The 16,746-nt window shown below is 65.2% G+C and carries 14 protein-coding genes; 8 read left to right on the top strand and 6 right to left on the bottom strand.

Annotation, left to right across the window (positions count from 1 at the left end; translation table 11 throughout):
* Positions 1 to 412: 412 nt before the first annotated feature.
* A complete protein-coding gene (locus LG388_RS01865) occupies positions 413 to 1,540 on the bottom strand; it encodes a hypothetical protein (protein WP_225781148.1) in 1,128 nt (375 codons plus the stop codon).
* Between the two features lie 763 nt (positions 1,541 to 2,303).
* Between LG388_RS01865 and LG388_RS01860 the strand changes: the two genes are divergently transcribed.
* The gene (locus tag LG388_RS01860; RefSeq protein ID WP_225781147.1) at positions 2,304 to 3,749 is read left to right on the top strand and encodes a DUF3987 domain-containing protein; all 1,446 of its coding nucleotides are present in this window, start codon (positions 2,304 to 2,306) and stop codon (positions 3,747 to 3,749) included.
* Between the two features lie 273 nt (positions 3,750 to 4,022).
* On the opposite strand, the gene LG388_RS01855 is transcribed toward LG388_RS01860, so the two are convergent.
* Positions 4,023 to 4,316, bottom strand: a complete 294-nt coding sequence (locus LG388_RS01855; RefSeq protein WP_225781146.1) for a helix-turn-helix domain-containing protein — start codon at positions 4,314 to 4,316, stop codon at positions 4,023 to 4,025.
* 112 nt (positions 4,317 to 4,428) lie between these two features.
* Here LG388_RS01855 and LG388_RS01850 point away from each other — a divergent pair, with 112 nt between their 5' ends.
* From LG388_RS01850 to LG388_RS01835, 4 genes are read left to right on the top strand one after another with little or no spacing between them, the layout of a single operon-like run.
* On the top strand, positions 4,429 to 4,677 hold the full coding sequence (locus LG388_RS01850; protein ID WP_225781145.1) for a hypothetical protein: 249 nt from the start codon (positions 4,429 to 4,431) through the stop codon (positions 4,675 to 4,677).
* Positions 4,678 to 4,700: 23 nt separating this feature from the next.
* On the top strand, positions 4,701 to 5,078 hold the full coding sequence (locus LG388_RS01845; RefSeq protein WP_225781144.1) for a hypothetical protein: 378 nt from the start codon (positions 4,701 to 4,703) through the stop codon (positions 5,076 to 5,078).
* Positions 5,075 to 5,848, top strand: coding sequence for a hypothetical protein (locus LG388_RS01840; protein ID WP_225781143.1), 774 nt, complete (start codon positions 5,075 to 5,077; stop codon positions 5,846 to 5,848). Before LG388_RS01845 ends, LG388_RS01840 begins: the two co-directional genes overlap by 4 nt.
* Before the next feature lie 10 nt (positions 5,849 to 5,858).
* Positions 5,859 to 6,992: a J domain-containing protein gene (locus LG388_RS01835; protein ID WP_225781142.1), complete on the top strand. Its 1,134-nt coding sequence runs from the start codon at positions 5,859 to 5,861 to the stop codon at positions 6,990 to 6,992.
* Positions 6,993 to 7,179: 187 nt separating this feature from the next.
* Here LG388_RS01835 and LG388_RS01830 read toward each other — a convergent pair whose 3' ends face one another.
* From LG388_RS01830 to imuA, 3 genes are read right to left on the bottom strand one after another with little or no spacing between them, the layout of a single operon-like run.
* The gene (locus LG388_RS01830; RefSeq protein WP_225781141.1) at positions 7,180 to 10,293 is read right to left on the bottom strand and encodes an error-prone DNA polymerase; all 3,114 of its coding nucleotides are present in this window, start codon (positions 10,291 to 10,293) and stop codon (positions 7,180 to 7,182) included.
* An 18-nt stretch (positions 10,294 to 10,311) separates the two neighbouring features.
* Positions 10,312 to 11,694 (bottom strand): DNA polymerase Y family protein, encoded by a 1,383-nt coding sequence (locus tag LG388_RS01825; protein WP_225781140.1) that lies wholly within the window; start codon positions 11,692 to 11,694, stop codon positions 10,312 to 10,314.
* Positions 11,630 to 12,487 carry a translesion DNA synthesis-associated protein ImuA gene (gene imuA / locus LG388_RS01820; protein WP_225781139.1) on the bottom strand — a complete coding sequence of 286 codons (858 nt, stop codon included), beginning with the start codon at positions 12,485 to 12,487 and terminating at the stop codon, positions 11,630 to 11,632. The genes LG388_RS01825 and imuA overlap by 65 nt, the downstream gene beginning before the upstream one ends.
* 72 nt (positions 12,488 to 12,559) lie before the next feature.
* On the opposite strand from imuA, the gene LG388_RS01815 reads away from it, so the two are divergent.
* The 3 genes from LG388_RS01815 (at position 12,560) to LG388_RS01805 (ending at position 15,396) form a co-directional block, all read left to right on the top strand.
* Complete coding sequence (locus LG388_RS01815; protein ID WP_225781138.1) at positions 12,560 to 13,558, top strand: IS1595 family transposase; 999 nt, start codon at positions 12,560 to 12,562, stop codon at positions 13,556 to 13,558.
* A 211-nt stretch (positions 13,559 to 13,769) separates the two neighbouring features.
* Entirely contained in the window at positions 13,770 to 14,561 is a 792-nt protein-coding gene (locus LG388_RS01810) for a DNA/RNA non-specific endonuclease (protein ID WP_370630074.1), read from the top strand.
* 100 nt (positions 14,562 to 14,661) lie between these two features.
* A complete protein-coding gene (locus LG388_RS01805) occupies positions 14,662 to 15,396 on the top strand; it encodes an SOS response-associated peptidase (RefSeq protein WP_225781137.1) in 735 nt (244 codons plus the stop codon).
* A 176-nt stretch (positions 15,397 to 15,572) separates the two neighbouring features.
* Here LG388_RS01805 and LG388_RS01800 read toward each other — a convergent pair whose 3' ends face one another.
* Positions 15,573 to 16,745 carry a hypothetical protein gene (locus LG388_RS01800; RefSeq protein WP_225781136.1) on the bottom strand — a complete coding sequence of 391 codons (1,173 nt, stop codon included), beginning with the start codon at positions 16,743 to 16,745 and terminating at the stop codon, positions 15,573 to 15,575.
* Position 16,746 lies beyond the last annotated feature (1 nt).

Genomic DNA, 16,746 nt, shown 5'->3' with positions numbered 1-16,746 from the left:
GCACACCGCATCGCAGATGTATGGCTGATTCAACTGATGCTGATCTAGCTGTCCGAACGCTTCTGATTGATCTCTGATCCACCTGCGGTTGACATGCTGATCGCTACATCAGCGTCAAGTACATCTAGAACTATCAGAACAACTACAAGAACTACACCACTACACCACTACATCTTTAGTTCCACCGAACCAAGGCAACAGCCGCTGCGAAGAAGCCACGAAGATTCGGGACCGATCAGGCTCTCTGGGGATCGGATGCGCCGAGAACATCGAGGCACCACGATGGCGGCGGCGATGTCAAGTTAGAGACCGTGCATCAAAAAATGAGCAACGCCCATAAAAGTTTGAGAGCAGCGCTTCTTCCAAGGCATAGCGCGCCGCTCGCCCTCGACTGGTCAGTCGGAGGGCACGTTCAGCGCGGGAAGGTGGAAGGACCTGCGCCCCCCCAACGAACGATTTCATGCGCCCGTCCCTGCGGGGGCGACAGCGGACGACGCGCCTTCGGACTGATCTGAAAGCTCTTGAGCTGACCAACGTAGTGGATCCAGAAGTTGGGCTTGACCACGAGCGCGACCTCCTGCGTGATCAACGCGCTGATTCGCTCCTTGTCGTTGTAGGCAATCGTGCCCAGTCCACGACGTTGCGGGAGGTTGAAACAGCCGTACGCACCCGCGCCATGGGTGATCACGATATTCCAGTGCTCACCCATCTTGGCGCCCTGGACAGCGGCATTGGCGACGAGGTGCGCGTTCAGCAGCACGATGAAGCGAAAGCGAAAACCCGACTCGCGCCCATACTCGATGCACCGCATGAAGCGGATCAACGGAAAGTGGCTGTTGAGATAGCGCTGGAACTTTCGCACGCAGTCCATCGCATCGACCTTCGAGATCTCGTCCCCACTCTTCCGCACCAGGAAGTGCAGATCCAGATGTACGGCCAGCAGCTTGGCACAGCCGTCGAACGCTTCGGTGACGGCCTGCTTGGCGTCGCGCCACTGCATGTCTTGGCGGCGTCGCACGGGTTCCAGAGCTTGAGCGATCTCATCCGTCGTCCGCCGCGCCCGCAGATCGTTCACCAACGCCGTGAACTGGTCATGCATCGAGGGCGCCTGCGGCCCGACAAAACCCATCACGTCGTCGCACAGCGGTAGGAGCTCGCGCGCGCGCATGCGCTGCATGCTTGCCTGCCGGAAGATGTTGAACAGCGGATTGAAATCGCACTCGGGGAAAGTCGCGGCCATGGTGTCCAGCGGCAGCCGGAGCACGCTGACGAGCGCGCCGCCCAGAGAGGTGACCGTCAGCTTCTTCTCACCGCTTTCGCGGTCCGTCTCCAGACCGAACAGACCACGCGTCGAGTGAGCAACCAGGTAGGCGGTGCGGGACACGAACGCGACGTTTCGCGCGTGCGTGTTCTCCTCCCCACCCCACATCTGAATGACCTGCTGGCCGTTCACGAACGCCAGCCGGGAGACGTAGCGCGGCGGACTGGGACTCTTAAACTTGTTGCGGTGGCTGCTTTCGATGATCAGGCGTTTGCTCATGTTTAACTTGGTCGAAATGAGGGCAGGCACTGGACGCTGATGGGCATCCAGCCGAATAGCTGTCCCGTGCGAAGGATTCGTACGTCGGAACCTTCGCATCAGGCTCTCGCCAGTCCTGACGCTGGCGGCAACTGATGGACCCGTGGAGCCGTCTTCGGCGCCTATAAGCTGTTGAAAGGCCTGGACGCTCGCCTCAACGGCATGGCGCCAGGAAGAAGTGGTGCGTCAAAGGGCCGCACGCTACGGCCCCAGCGCGACCTCCGACGAGGTTCGACGCTGACCCAACCTTGAAGGCTGTGCCCGCCGAGATCACTGTGCGTCTGGTCCTTTCCTGCGGTTGATGTGAGCGGCCAACGGCAACCCGGGGCATTTCTTGTCCGTGCACGAGGGCAAGAAATCTCGTCCCCGGCATCCTCGCCTCGCAGAACGGTGCAATCCAGCCGTCAGCTCTCGATGACAGCCACAACGGAGTTGAGCACCAGCTTCAGGTGTATCCAGGACTCATGTCGCGATGGAAAACGGAACAGTGCCGTGTCGAGATCCTTCCTGTTTTGCGTTTCAGCCGTGACCAGCGTTCGCGCTAGTGCATCGGGCTTGCTGATGACCCAACGAGGCCTCACACAGTGCAGGGGCTCACGAATTCGTACTCCAGCCTTTACGCACATGCACTTTTGAGCTGAGCACTGGATCAGTGCAGTCCAGAAAAATACGCTTCGAAGCCCCGGGGACTGATGTCTCCATTCACGTCAACCTGCAGCTTCATATGCACTACCACCAAGACAACCAAGACCCCTATCCGATCGACTCCATTGGCGGACTCATCGCTGCGGCAGTCCGCGAGCACTGCAACAACACGGGCGTCGAGCCCGCCCTCGCCGCTGTCGCAGCCATGAGCAGCGCCGCAGCGGCCGTGCAGGTCCGCGTTGACGTCCAGCGCCCGGACGCGCCGCCCTCGCCCGTCGGCACGCTGAACATCGTTTGCGCAGCCTCCGGCGCCGGCAAGAGCACTGCGGCCAAACCCTTCCTGCAGCCGCACAAGGAAGTGCAGGAGGCCTTGGAGCGCGAGGCGCCCAGCGCCGTCAAGCGCCGAGCGGAGTACAAGGCCTGGCTGAAGAGCCTTGAGGCGCAGCTCGAGTTGCGTGCCCAGAAAGCTGCCAGCGGCGAGACCGACACGAAGCTCGAAGACAGCATCGCCGAGCACCGCAAGCGTGAGCCCCAGGGGCCCGTGCATCTGCTGCACGACCGCGTGACACCCAACGCACTGACCCGCAGTCTGGCCAGCTTCCCGTCCACGCTGATCGCGTCGCTGGATGCCGGGCATGTGCTCAGTGGCAAGCTGATGGGCGAGTTCGATCTGCTCCTCACCCTGTGGGATGGCGACGATGTGCGCCTGGACACGCTCGAAGATTCGGTGCGCGCCCGCAATCCGCGCGCAAGCGCCCTGCTGTACACGCAGCCGGGTGTGCTTCTGCGCTTCATGAAGCGTCGCGCGGAAGAGGCGGATGACACCGGGTTCTTTGCCCGCGTCGAGTGCACGTTCCTGCCGCATGCGCAGATCCGCCCGACCTTGACTGCAGCGCCGGTCTACCACGCGATGAAAGCCTTCCAGAATCGCGCTCAGTACTTCCTGAACGACGGCGTCGCCGCGCTCAGGCACCGCAGGTTCTCTCGGCGCTCGGTTGGCTTCACCCGGGACGCCGCGGCCTATTTCCACGATCTCTTCCGCCGCACCGTCGTCATGGGCGCCCCCGCCGGCCAGTTGCGAGGCCTCGGCGGCTACGCAGCCAAGATGGCCGAGCGCGTCGCGCGTTATGCCTGTGTGATCCACGTCTACAACGACTTGCCGGGCTTGATCAGCGCCGAGACGCTCGCACGCGCCGAGGCCATCGTTCAATGGCACACGCGCCAGTTCCAGCACATGCGACATGAGGCATCGCCTCAGACGCTGGCGGCGTACGACGCGCAAGTGCTGGAGAACTACCTCCAGCGCGCACTGCAGCAAGGTGAATCGCTGATGGTGCGTGATCTGCAGCGCTTCTGCCCCGCGGACTGGGAGCGCAAGCGTTGCTCGCGCGCCCTGCGTGCCCTGGAAGACTTCGGACGCGCCTGCGTGCGCCCGCATAACCACAACACCAAGTACATCCAGCTCACATATGGCCAACCTGGGTTGCGGTACGGTGGGCGGTCGGGCTACTTGGATGCGCTGTAAGCAGCTCTTCAATCCGCGTTCCGGCTGAAGGGCTGGCTGCAGCCCCGCCAGCCGAGACCAATGTCTGAGCCCGAAAGAGCAAGGCAGTTCTTCGGCAATCTGAAGTCCGACCGCATATGGCATCAGCCCATGCGGGTAGGGCATCGTCAGGTTTTCGACCTGAAGTCTGATTCAGCCAACCGCCCCCGATGCAGAACCGCGCCAGGGCCCACAAGCACCTGCCTGCCCCCTCACGCGCGCAAGTGCGCGCAACTCATCTGGTCTTCTCACCCGTCACACCGACCGAACCTCAAGGACCGGAAGCTGCCCCAGCTTGGTTGGCGGAACCAGCAAGGCCCAGGCAGGCACTTCCAGGACCTTGGCGAAGCGCTCGATGTTCGAGAGAGACACGTTCCAGCGCCCCCGCTCCACCGACGACACATAGGTGCGGTCCAGATCGCACTCCAGGCCCAACTGCTCCTGCGACCAACCCCGGCTGACGCGCAGCAGCCGCACCCAATAGCTCAGCACCGCCCGCAAGTCGTTTGGGTCGGGCAGTTCCGTCGGGGCTTTGAGTTGGGCTGACACACCTTGAGGGTGTCGATTCGAAACATTTGCATCTACGGTGTATGCTTCACGTATGGCCGAAGATTCATCTTTTCATACCCCCTCCTCCGAGCTAGCCCCGGCAGCTCAACCGATGAAGCTTCGGCACATCCTGCTGTTGATCTACGGCGCGGTGGGTCTGCTGTACGCGCTCTATGCCTACTTCTTCGGGGCCACGTCGCACCGGGGCCTTTTCTACAACCTGGGGCAAGGCATCGTCTGGCCGGCGGTGATGTTTCCAGCGCTTGGGAAGTTCATCGGCGGGCTGATCTGGGTCTTGGTCATTGCCGCGCTGGTGTTCTTTGGCAGCAAGGGCGGTCGGCCCAAGGACAGGGATCGTTGATGAAACGGCAGCGGCCTGAGGTGATGGATCGAGCCATCTGGACCAAGGGGCTGACGCTGGCTGCCATCGCCGCGTTGGTCGGTTGTGGCAACGCGGCAGAGGACAAGCTCTACGAGGGGTTCAAGTGTTCCCGGGTCGCCTATCAGTTGGGGCGCTCGACGGAGGCGGACAACGCCATGGAGAACGTCCGCCAGTACGCGCTGGAACTGGAAAAGTCCGTCCCCCCGGACCAGCGGGCGCGCCATGCCATGCGGGCCACGGAGCGTTTCCAGGATGACGTGCCGCTGCACAAGCTGAGCAACGAGGGCAAGCGTGAGCTTTTGAACTCCATCTATGGGTCGGACACATGTCGGATCCTCTATATCGATCCTTCGGCAATGCGCACCCCGCGCAACAAATGAGCATGATGATCTCTCGACTTCGTCGCCGTCCAGCAGGGCTGCTGGCTCTGTCCGGGCTCATTGGGCTGCTGCCCGCAATGGCCATGGGCCAGGGCATTGAGGGTGTCTTGGAGCGTGGCAGCACCCGCTCCGCCCTCTTCGTGGTCAGCCCCGAATCCGGCGACCTGGTCGGCTACGCCTTCCGCAATGGGTCCCCCGTGGGAAAGACGATCCTCGAAGGCTGCATGACGGAGATGCTCTGCCGCATCGACCAGTCCAGCGAGCGGGAGATGCGCAACCCGCCAGTGCAGCAATTCAAGGATCAGCCGTCTGCCTGGATGGAGCTCACGCGGGTGCGTGGTGTGGAGATGACCTCGGAATCGATGAGGCTGGAGGCCGTCGACACCCGCTTTGGCAAGGTCGCCGGGAATGAAGAGCTGCAGTTGCTGTTCAGGGGCAAGCCGGTTCCCAACGTCACTGGCCAGTTCAGCATCGCCCGGCAGTACGAGGTCGGCGCTGCAGATGTACTACTGCTTCAGAACTCCGGGGGGACCGCTTGCCCGGCCCGGTACAGGTTTGCCACCGTGACGGCGCGGGGCATCACCCTCACCCCCGAGTTCGGGAGCTGTTCGGACCTCATCGCCTCCTACCAGGAAGGCAACAGGATCCGCGTGCTGATGCCCAAGCTAATCAGCGGGAGCATGAGCAACATGGCCAATGAGGGGCAACAGCGGGTGTGGGCCAAGGCGACCTATGTCTTTGCCCAAGGCCAGGTCGTCGAACAGAAGTAGCCGTTCGAAGATGGATCCCTACGAAATTCTGGGGCTGCGACCGCAGGCTTCGGCGCAGGAGATTGAACTGGCCTACAAGGGGCGCCGGACTCAGTATCACCCGGACCGGTACATCGATCCCGAGGGCGCTCGGTGGGCCACCGGGAAGATGCAGGAGGTCAATGCGGCCTACGCCATCCTCAGCGATTCAGGGCGGAAGGCCCAATACGACCGCGGCGCAGGTCGGCCAACCGCAACGCGATCTGGATTCAGCCAGAAGAGCCAGGCTGCTGCCGCTTCCGCTGACTCCACGACGTTGTCGCTCAAACAAGCGCTGACACAGGCCTTCTCGGTCGGGCTGGGTTGCCGGCGGGTGTTCGTGGCACCGAACATTCCGCTTGCCAAGCTCACGGGCGCCCTGCAAAGCTACGGTCGTGGCAAAGGGGTGCGGGACATCGTGGCGCTGGTCGACACGACCATGATGGGTGGTGCCAGGGAAGGCCTGATGCTCACGGAGGAAGAGTTGCTTCACAAGGAGCTGATGCAGCAACCAGGAGCTCTGCCGTGGTCCCATGTGCGAGAGATCGAAGCCCTCAAGGAGAAGGTCCAGATCAACGGTCGCACCTTCATGGAATGCACTCTGGTGGACGCGCATGAGATCAAGCGACTGTGCGAAGGTGTAGCTGGCTTTCTGGCGAGCAGGCAGCAGGTCGGGTCAAACCAAGGTCAGCGCAGCGAGCAGCGCTCCAGCAAGAGCGCTGCCGCCGTCGCACTGCATGAAACAGCCAAGACGGAGATCGTCAAGCTGTGCCGGATGCTTGACGAGGTGGAACCTCCAGGGCACGAACTCATCGACCGTGACCATGTGGTCGAGTACTTTGAGCTTCTGCGGCGAGCTGCTCACGATCCAGGGATGCAAGGCCTTGCGGAGCAGGAGTTGAAGCTCATCATTGGGCTGACGCATCTGCCGCAGATCATCATTGCCAATGCGCGTGACGAGCGGCTCGCGATACTGCTGGCTTCGCAAGACACCGACTCGCCGCTGGTCCAGCAGCTGAGGGCGCTCATGCGACAGATGAGGGACTTCGCCCTGCACGAAGCAGCACAGGCGCGAGAACAGGAACAGCGCCGAGCGCGGTCCGATGCGTTCTTCGGCCGGAGATAGTGGGATGCGCACAGCACTGCTGTTCTGAGACAACGCACGTCGGTCGAACTGGCACTCAGCACCCACGGACCGCTGCGGATAGACAGTCATGGAGAGCTCGTAGGTCGAGCCTCTCGGCCTTTCCCTCGGAACCTACTGCGACACAGCTTTCGAAACAGCATGAACGACAGCATGGCCGCGCGCTCCACTACCGAAAATCTCGGCTGGCCGTTGCATCGGCCAAACGCCCCAGCAGCGGCGTCAGGTCTTCGATCCGTCTCGCAATGAGGCTGGTGACCTCGCCTTGCCGCTGCCAGACGCCGTGCACCCCCATCAGCCGTGCGCCCAGCAGTTCTTGACGCTGCATCTCGCGCAGGCTCTTCCAGACAATCACCTGCACCGCCCCCGTCTCGTCCTCCAGCGACACGAAGATCGTCCCGTTGGCCGTGTCCGGCTGCTGCCTCAAGGTCACGATGCCGCAGTGGCTCACGTGCCGGCCGTTGGGCACCCGGGCCAGCTGCGTCGCCGTCATGAACTTCCGGGCCCGCAGCCGGCCGCGCAGCAAGGCCAGCGGATGCCGCCGCAAGGTGAGGCCCAACGCCGCGTAGTCGAAGAGGATCTCTTCGCCTTCCGGCGCCTCGGGCAGCTCCAGCACCTCCTCGTCCACCGGTGCCTCCTTGAGCAACACCGGCGCCCGCTGCCAGGCCGCGGCATCCCACACCTGCTGCCGCCTGTGCCCCGACAAGCTCATCAGTCCATCGGCGGCCGCCAGGAGCTTCATCTCATGCGGCTCCAGCGCGCAGCGCCGCGCGAGGTCGTCCGCGCTCTCAAAGGGCGCCTGCGCCCTGCCCTGCACGATGCGCTGCGCCGACTCGGCCTTGAGCCCCGCGATCATGCGCAGGCCCAGCCGCACCGCCGGCGGATGCGGCAGATCCTCCAGGCTGCAGTCCACCGCGCTGTGCATCACATCCGGCGGTCGCACCTCGACGCCGTGCCGCTTCGCGTCCTGGACCAGCTGCGACGGTGAGTAGAAGCCCATCGGCTGGCTGTTGAGCATCGCCGCCAGGAACTCGGCCGGGTGGTGGCACTTGATCCAGCAGCTCGCGTAGACCAGCAGCGCGAAGCTGGCGGCGTGGCTCTCCGGGAAGCCGTATTCGCTGAACCCCTTGATCTGTTCAAAGATCGCCTGCGCAAAGGACTCTTCGTAGCCGTTCGCCGTCATGCCGTCCACGATCTTCGCGTAGTAGTGCTCCAGCCCGCCCTTGCGCCGCCAGGCGGCCATGGCCCGGCGCAGCCCATCGGCCTCGCCCGGCGTGAAACCCGCGGCCAGGATCGAGATCTGCATGACCTGCTCCTGGAACACCGGCACGCCCAGAGTGCGCCCCAGCGCTTCCTTGAGCGCCTCGCTGGGGTAGGTCACGGGCTCCAACCCCTGCCGCCGCCGCAGGTACGGATGCACCATGCCACCCACGATGGGCCCGGGCCGCACGATGGCCACCTCGATCACCAGGTCGTAGAAGCAGCGTGGCCGCAGCCGCGGCAGCATGGTCATCTGGGCCCGGCTCTCGATCTGGAACACGCCCACCGTGTCGGCCTTGCAGATCATGTCGTAGGTGGCCTCGTCCTCGGCCGGGATGTCCTGAAGCTGGAAGAGGCAGCGCTTGCGCTCGCCGATGAAGTCCAGGCTCTTGCGGATCGCCGTGAGCATGCCCAGGGCCAGGCAGTCCACCTTCAGGAGGCCCAGCGCATCGAGGTCGTCCTTGTCCCACTCGATCACCGTGCGATCGGGCATGCTGGCGTTCTCGATGGGCACCATGCGGTGCAGCGGCCCCTTCGTGAGCACGAAGCCGCCCGTGTGCTGGCTCAGGTGCCGGGGAAAGCCGATGAGCTGCCCCGTGAGCTGCAGCAGCTGCTGGATCTGCAGCGAGTCCGTGGACAGCCCCAGCTCGCTCAGCCGCTCGGGGCGCACCTCCTTGCCGTCCCACCACTGATGGGCCTTGGCAATGGCGTCCACCAGCTCCAGGCTTATGCCCAGGGCCTTGCCCACGTCCCGGATCGCGCTCTTGGGCCGGTAGCTGATCACCACGCCCGTGATGGCGGCCCGGTCCCGGCCGTACTTGCTGTAGAGGTACTGCAGCACCTCTTCGCGGCGCTCGTGCTCGAAGTCGATATCGATGTCGGGCGGCTCGTTGCGCTCCTTGCTGATGAAGCGCTCGAAGAGCACGCTCATCCGGGCCGGGTCCACCTCGGTGACGCCGGTGCAGTAGCAGACCACGCTGTTGGCCGCGCTGCCGCGGCCCTGGCAGAGGATGTGCCGCGACCGAGCGAAGCGCACGATGTCGGCGACGGTGAGGAAGTACTGCTCGTACTTCAGCTCGCTGATCAGGTCCAGCTCGTACTCGATCTGCTGCTGGGCCCTGGCGGGCACGCCTTCGGGCCAGCGTCGGCCGGCTCCTTCGTAGGTGATGCGGCGCAGGTAGCCGGCCGGGGTCTCGCCCTCGGGCACCACTTCGTCGGGGTACTGGTAGCGCAGCTCGTCCAGGCTGAACTGGCAACGGGCCATGACCTGCAGGGTCTGGGCCAGCAGGTCCGGCGCGAAGCTGGCCGACAGGCGCACGCGCGTGCGCAGGTGCCGTTCGGCATTGGGCTGCAGGGCCAGGCCGCATTCGGTGAGCGGCTTGCCCAGGCGGGTGGCCGTCATGACGTCCTGCAGAGGTTTTCTGGAGCGCACGTGGAAATGCACGTCGCCGCAGGCCACCAGCGGGATGGCCGTGGCCTCGCCCAGGGCGCGCAGCCGGTGCAGCCACATCTCGTCATCGATCTGGCGCAGCTGCTCCACACCGATCCAGCAGCGCCCGGTGAAGTGCGTGAGCAGCCAGGGGCCCAGCGCGGCCAGCTGCTCGGGCTCGGCCATGCGCTGCGGCGAGGCGATGGCCACGCAGCCCTCCAGCTCGGCGCCGGTGATGTCGGAGATCGTGAGGCGGTAGCTCCCTTTCTCGGAAGCCCGCCGCAGCTTGGTGATGAAGCTGGAGAGGTTGCCGTAGCCCTCGAAATGGCAGGCCAGGATGGTGAGCACGAAGGGAACCGGTCCGTCCTGGACCTGGAACTGGCTGCCGATGAGCAGCCGCAGTTGATGCTCCTTGGCGGCGACATGGGCGCGCACGACCCCGGCCAGGCTGCATTCGTCAGTGAGGGCCAGGGCGGCATAGCCCAGCTGCTTGGCACGTTCGACCAGCTCTTCGGGCTGGCTGGCTCCGCGCAGGAAGCTGAAGTTGCTCACGCAGCGCAGCTCGGCATAGGCCGGCAACTCCTTAGGGATCATGGAAGGACTCGGCTGCTGTCAGGCGAAGGTGCCGTGCAGGTACCAGGCGTGATCGCCGTGCGGCAACCGGACCTGGAAGACCCACAGCACGCCGGCATGCTCGCTCAGCGCGACCCAGTAGTCGCGGCTGACCTGGCGGGTGGATTCGAGGGGCGTGTTGGGGAACAGCGCCAGGGTGCCGTCGCTGGCCTCTTCGGGCGGCGTCTCGCTGACCCGGTCCCACCATCCGCCTTCGATGCGATGCGGCCCGACCAGCAGTTGCAGCACACCTTGGTACAGCGGCCGGTTGTCCTTGACGGCCAGGCGCAGGGGCGTGGGCAGGATGAAGGTGGGCTGCGGGCCCTCCGCGATGCCGGCGCGTCCGCTGGGGCGCTTTTCGGGGGCGGGCTGCCAGCGACACATCCATTCGAGACGATGGTCTTCGATGAGCACAGGGCGCAGCACCCGGTCCGGGCCCAGGCGCGCGGCCACGCGCTCGAGGACCAGGGCCAGGCTTTCTCCATCCTGGCGGGCCTCGGGCAGGAACGAGGCGCTGGCTTCGTGCAACGGCACCACTTCGGTGGCGAGCAATTCCAGGTCGCCCGCCGGCGCGAGCAGCGTCACCTTGTCCAGGTGCTCGGCCAGCAGGCGGATCAGGTGCTCGGTGTCGCGGGTGGGCTTGGCGGCGCGCACGGTGATCTCACCGCCCTCCCCCGCCTCCTTGGACCGCATGGCGTCGTGCCACCAGCGCAGTGTGAAGGCGGTGACGCCGCAGCGGCGGGCCTGCAGCCATCCGGCCATCTGCAGCACCAGGCGCCGGGAGCCGAAGAGCATGGCCGGGGCGTGTTCAACGCGGGCCATCAGTTCCAGCCGGGCCTGGAAGCGCTCGGGCAAGGCGACCCAGGCATGGGCCTCGGGTCGCAGGCCGTAGGCTTGGTCCAGGGCCGCCAGCAGCTCCTTGCCGAAGCGGCGAGACATGCCGCCGCGCGGAAGCGCCCGCACCTGGCCCAGGGTCTGGCAACCGATGCGCGCCAGGACGCCGGTGTGCCTGGCCACCGCCGTGAGCGTGTGCAGCGGCAGGCCATCAAGGATTTCTGCCAGCGGCTTGGCGAAGCCGTTGGTCAGGCCCGCGCGGCCCAGCGCCATGGCCGCCAGGCTGTTGGGCGCCCAGCTCAGCTGCGACACACCGAGTTCCGGCACCGCCTCGCGGATGCGCTGGACCAGGAGGCGCTTGCCGCCGAAGAGCCGCACGCTCTGCTCGACCTCCATCACCACGGCCGGGTGCTCCAGCAATGCCTCCTGGATCGCGACCCGCGGCGTGTACTGCAGGCACCAGGTGGCCAGCCCCTGCAGGGCGTCAGTGCGCGGTGCGGCTTCGGTCGGCAGTTGCTGGCGATCGGGGTGCAGGGCGGCCCACAGCATGGGAAAGCTCTTGAGGGTCACGGGACAGGCGCGAGGCGATCAGCTCGCTCGGTCGGCGCAGGCGCGGGGTCAGCACGGCGTCCAGGCTGGCGGGAACAGAAGGCAGGATCAGTTCTTCCTCCAGCGGCGGGCCCTTGCGCTTGAGCACGTTGACGCGCAGCTCCCAGTCCAGGCCGAAGCGCAGCTCCAGCCGCAGCGGGGCCGCAGACGGTTCGGTGGCGGCTGCGATGGGCCGGCACAGGACGACCGGGGCATCGCAGTTCTGGGCACACACCTGCAGGCGCCGGATCTGTTCCTGGCGGGCCTGGGGCAGCCAGGCCAGCACCATGCCGGCAGCATTGGCCCGGATCAGTTGCTCGGTGACCCACAGGCGCTCCAGCGGCGCCTCGGCCCGAATCCAGACCAGGTGCCGCTCATCAATGCCCTGGAGCTGCAGGCCCGGCAGATGGGGGGTGCGCGGCGGACCGACGATGACGATCTGCTTGCCCTGCTCGACCAGGCCGCGCATGGCCGGAGCCAGCAGGCGCCATTCCGCCACGGCGGGCTGGACCTGCAGCAGTTCGGTGAGCGACTGGCAGGGCCAACCGCCGCCGGGCAAGGCCGTGTCCAGGGCCCCGAAGCCCGAGGGCACGGTCTGCTCGATGGGGGTGCCGATCTGGTCGCCGCGCCAGAGGGCCGCCTCCACACGAGGTGGCAGGCCCAGGCTGTGGGGGTCGACCAGGCGCAGAGACGGCGCGGGTGAAGGGATGGGGTCGGGCGATGCGTCGCCGACCCATGACAGGGGGGCAGGCATCGTGTGCGGCTCCGATTAACTGTATGGACATAAGGGGTATCCTGCTAGCTCCAGTTGAACAGGAGGTACTGGATGTCCATCCATACTTTAGCGCCGGAGGCCGGCAAAGACTACCCCCGCAACTGGAGCGAGTTTCTGGAGCGCTTCGTCTCCGAACAGGCGTGCCTGGACTACCTGGAGTGGCTGCGCTGGCCACGGGGATTCGTGTGCCCTCGCTGCGGCGTGGCTGCTGAGCCCTATCGCTCCAGTCGCGGCCGGCTGATGTGCGCCAGTTGCTCGGTCCAGAGCACGGTGACCGCCGGCACGATCTTCGAGAAAACCCGCACACCGCTGCGCGTGTGGCTGGCTGCAGCCTGGTACGTGACCAACCAGAAGCATGGCGTCAGCGCCCTGGGCCTGCAGCGGGTGCTCGGACTGGGCAGCTATCAGACCGCCTGGACGATGCTGCACCGCCTGCGCAGGGCGATGGTGCGACCCGAGCGCGAGCGGCTGCACGGCATCGTCGAGGTCGATGAGACGTATCTGGCGATCAGCGACCGCATCCAACCTGTGGCGCGTGGTCGAGGCAAGGGGCGAAAAAGCCAGACCCACCAGACGCATGTGGTGATCGCCGTGGAGTTGCTGGAGCCCAAGGGCTTCGGCCGGCTACGGCTGCAGCGCATCAACAACGCCTCGGCCGAGCAACTCATTCCCTTCGTGCTGGCCAACGTCGAGCCTGGCTCGCAGGTGCGCACCGACGGCTCAGCCGCCTACCGCGATCTCGCGGATCTGGGCTATGTGCGCCACCGCACGGTCCATCTGGGCTCCGACGTTCCCGCACACGTCTCCATGGTCGGCGTTCACCGCGTGGCCGCGCTGGTCAAGCGCTGGGTGTTGGGTACGCACCAGGGCGCCGTGCAACCGGGTCACCTGGACGCCTATCTCGACGAATTCGTCTTTCGCTTCAACCGCCGCACTTCGCGCTCGCGAGGGCTGCTGTTCTACCGGTTGCTTGAGCAGGCCGTGGTCACCGATCCGCTGACCTATCGCGATGTTGTCGACAAACTTCCCAGGGCGACGGCCACGGCGTAAATTACTGGACATACATCCATATATCTCTGGTAGCTGGAGCTAAATGGATACCCCATATGGACATACAGTATCATCCAACCCAAGAGAGCTCGCAAGAGAGACCGTCGGAGTTGCCGCAAGCGCCGGAGCGTGAGGCTGGGCCCTGCCCTCCTCGCCCGCGCAGCCGCTGCCGATGACCTGCGAACATGGCTGGATGAAGGTGCGACCAGGGATGCTGAAGAAGACAGAGAACGGGCGCGGCCGAAGGCTTGCGTTGCAGGCGGTGGTGTGGACGGCGGCCCTGCTGGTGGGTTGCTCCAGCGGAGTCAAGCCGCCGGCACGGCCTGGGGCAACACTCACAACGGTGGGTTTTGCGAACTGCCCGCAGTTTTTCGTGAGCGGGCGGGCGCCGGCGGTGGCGATCGCGGGCCGGCTGCGCGAGCTGTGCTTCGACAGCTTTGCCGTGCTGCACTCGGGCGAGTCCCGCACGCCGGTCTACGTGGCCGAGCGGCTGAACAGGGACATCGTGTTGCGGGCGCAGAAGATCGAGCGCACGAATCGCTTCTATGCGGATGCCCGGCTGCCCGCGGCCGAGCGCGCGGAGCTGTCTGACTACAAGGGGTCGGTCAACTCGCGTGGGCACATGGCGGCTGCCGCCAACATGCCCACGCCTGCGGCCATGGCGCAGTCCTTCAGCCTGGCCAACATGGTGCCGCAGGACCCTCGGCAGAACGCCGGCCCGTGGGCCAAGGTGGAAGACGACACGCGCAAGTACGCGCTGCGGGCCAAGGGCGACATCTATGTGATGACGGGGCCGGTCTTTGCTGACCAGCGCGTGATCGGAGCCAATCGGGTTCACGTGCCCACGCATCTGTTCAAGCTGGTCTACGACCCCTCGACCGCGAGGACCTGGGTGCACTGGCAGCAGAACACGCCCGATGCCAAGGTCAACAAGCCGCTGAGTTACCAGGAGTTCCAGCAGTGGGTGGGGCTGGACCTGTTGCCGGGCGTGGCCGTGCACTGATCCCCTGGGTGGGGCCAGGCGCAGAATCAGTGTCCTCGTGTCTCACTACGGCGGCGGCTCTTGCGGCGCGGCGGTGGTCCGAAGCTCTGGATGAACTCGCATGTGCGCCAACTACATCCCGGTGACCCGCAACGACCTGCTGCTCGCGCACTTCGGTGTGCAGCGGGACGTGAAGACCGAACTGCCGACCGAGTTGTTGCCGCAGGGGATGGGATCGTTCATACGGCTGGTCAATGGCCAGCGAGAGTTCGAGGCCGGGGTCTTTGGGCTATTGCCGGCGTGGCGCCGGGAGCTCAAGCATGGGCGCTATACGTACAACGCGCGCTGCGAGACGGTCAGCACGGTGGCCAGCTTCAAGGAGAGCTGGAAGCGCGGGCTGCGCTGCGTGATCCCGGCAGAGGCGGTGTTTGAAGAGAAGTACCACGAGGACCACACGCACGAGCGGTGGCGCATTGAGAATGAGGATGGCTCACCGATGGGCATCGCCGGGGTCTACAGCCAATGGGTCGAGGGTGGCGTCGAGAAGTTCAGCTACGCGATGCTCACGGTGAACTGCGACGCGCATCCGTTCTACAGTCAGTTCCATGAGCCTGGCCACGAGAAGCGCATGCCGATATTTCTGGCGCCAGGGGACTATGACGAGTGGATGTCTTGCCCGCTGGCTCAGGCGTCCCGCTTCTTCGAGATGTGGGCCGGGCCGCTGGTGGGCAACCCTGCTGCGAGACCCAAGGTCGAACGGGCGAGAAGGCGGGAAGGCGAGCAGAGCCAGGCGAAACCAGCCAAGACACCGAAACGACCACCACCCGAGCCTCCCCAGCAGTTCGGTCTGTTTTGAGCGATTCGCCTCCGGCGCTCAGCTCTGCTGCGGAAACCGCAATGGCTGCTGTGCAGCGGTTGCTGCCGGCGACCGCCACGCCCTGTACTCACGCTGTCGGCCACATTGCAGTCATCGATGGTGACACCGGCCTGTCGGTCCCAATAACCGCCATCGAAGTTGTTGCCGACCACACCTCAGTTCGCCGCTCCGTAAGCTTCGCCCGTCAGCAACAGCACCGAAACTTCGGGTTTGGACTGGCGAAGCGCGTCGACCGACGCGACATAGCGCCTGGGCTCAGCGTGGGGGATCGCCACGCCGTACTTAGCGTTCCAGTCTACTGGCCGCATCTCGAAACAGGCCAGCCCGGTGCCCAGGGTGATGAGCTTGCTGCCCAGCGGCGTCATCACCAGCCGGCACCCACCCAGGATCGTCATGCTGTTCTGGTAGCGCCTCATCGCCCCCAGCAGTTGCCGGTATGCTTCGAACGGCTGGGACTCCTGGGCATGCAAGATGTTCGACGTCGGCGTCTTGCGACTGTCGAATAGCGGCTCCCGGTACTCGACCAGTAGCCGATCGGCACGGCGCGGGTCCTTGGACGGATGCGGCACCACCGGGCAGACCTCGGCCTCCGTCGGAATCGAGCCTGCGATCTTCTGCAACTGGTTGACCCGCCCTTCGCCAAGTACCGGAAACCACACGAGGGGCCAGTCCTGCACGCTTTCGAGCTGCCAGGTCGCGAAAAACCCCGGGATGTTGACGAGGTCGTTACTGGGGTCTTCTGCCCGGATCTGCCCGTCCAGCTTGGCATCCTCGGCCACCAGCACCTGGAAGTTGACGCCATTGGCATACAGCGGATGCTCGGCGCCCTCAATCGGCACCTTGTTGGGCACGAGCCTTTGCAGGATGTTCGTGAGCAGCGCGAGATAGGTCGCACGCGGCAGCGAACTGACGTCCAAGATGATGTCCGTCTTGCCGTCGATCTCGTCGAGCACGGCCTTGACCCGTTGGCGCAGGGCATCGCTCGCGCTGGCTTCTTCCTCGCCCTCGGTCCGCGTGACGGTCACCGTGACCGTTTCACCCAGAGGTGCGAACACCGCCTCCAGCGCCCCGGCGTTCTCCTGCGTGAGCGCCTCGATCTCGTCGTCCAGCTCGTACCCGTGAAAGCCTAGCAGCAGCAGCTTGGCGCTCACGGTCTGCCTTCCAGCGCCCTGCTGTCCCGCCACAAACTCGCGCATCACCGACTGTGCACGCACGTCGAAGCCCCGGCCGGCTATGTACAGCAACTGGACCGGGCGGTCCTTCAACAGGTCGTCCCACAGTTCGTGGACGCCGTCGCCGCGGCGAAACACATAGTGATCCCAAAGCATG

It is taken from the genome of Xenophilus sp. Marseille-Q4582, assembly GCF_916700565.1.
GTDB lineage: Bacteria > Pseudomonadota > Gammaproteobacteria > Burkholderiales > Burkholderiaceae_C > Xenophilus.
The sequence above is the reverse complement of the archived record's forward strand: the minus strand, read 5'-3'. Positions and strand labels throughout refer to the sequence as shown.

Excerpts from the sequence above, each read along its gene's own strand:
- LG388_RS01805 (WP_225781137.1), top strand. The coding sequence starts at position 14,662 with ATGTGCGCCAACTACATCCCGGTGACCCGCAACGACCTGCTGCTCGCG.
- LG388_RS01845 (WP_225781144.1), top strand. The coding sequence starts at position 4,701 with ATGGATCGAGCCATCTGGACCAAGGGGCTGACGCTGGCTGCCATCGCC.
- LG388_RS01825 (WP_225781140.1), bottom strand. The coding sequence starts at position 11,694 with ATGCTGTGGGCCGCCCTGCACCCCGATCGCCAGCAACTGCCGACCGAA.
- imuA (WP_225781139.1), bottom strand. The coding sequence starts at position 12,487 with ATGCCTGCCCCCCTGTCATGGGTCGGCGACGCATCGCCCGACCCCATC.
- LG388_RS01840 (WP_225781143.1), top strand. The coding sequence starts at position 5,075 with ATGAGCATGATGATCTCTCGACTTCGTCGCCGTCCAGCAGGGCTGCTG.
- LG388_RS01830 (WP_225781141.1), bottom strand. The coding sequence starts at position 10,293 with ATGATCCCTAAGGAGTTGCCGGCCTATGCCGAGCTGCGCTGCGTGAGC.
- LG388_RS01815 (WP_225781138.1), top strand. The coding sequence starts at position 12,560 with ATGTCCATCCATACTTTAGCGCCGGAGGCCGGCAAAGACTACCCCCGC.
- LG388_RS01800 (WP_225781136.1), bottom strand. The coding sequence starts at position 16,745 with ATGCTTTGGGATCACTATGTGTTTCGCCGCGGCGACGGCGTCCACGAA.
- LG388_RS01850 (WP_225781145.1), top strand. The coding sequence starts at position 4,429 with ATGAAGCTTCGGCACATCCTGCTGTTGATCTACGGCGCGGTGGGTCTG.
- LG388_RS01860 (WP_225781147.1), top strand. The coding sequence starts at position 2,304 with ATGCACTACCACCAAGACAACCAAGACCCCTATCCGATCGACTCCATT.
- LG388_RS01865 (WP_225781148.1), bottom strand. The coding sequence starts at position 1,540 with ATGAGCAAACGCCTGATCATCGAAAGCAGCCACCGCAACAAGTTTAAG.
- LG388_RS01835 (WP_225781142.1), top strand. The coding sequence starts at position 5,859 with ATGGATCCCTACGAAATTCTGGGGCTGCGACCGCAGGCTTCGGCGCAG.
- LG388_RS01810 (WP_370630074.1), top strand. The coding sequence starts at position 13,770 with ATGCTGAAGAAGACAGAGAACGGGCGCGGCCGAAGGCTTGCGTTGCAG.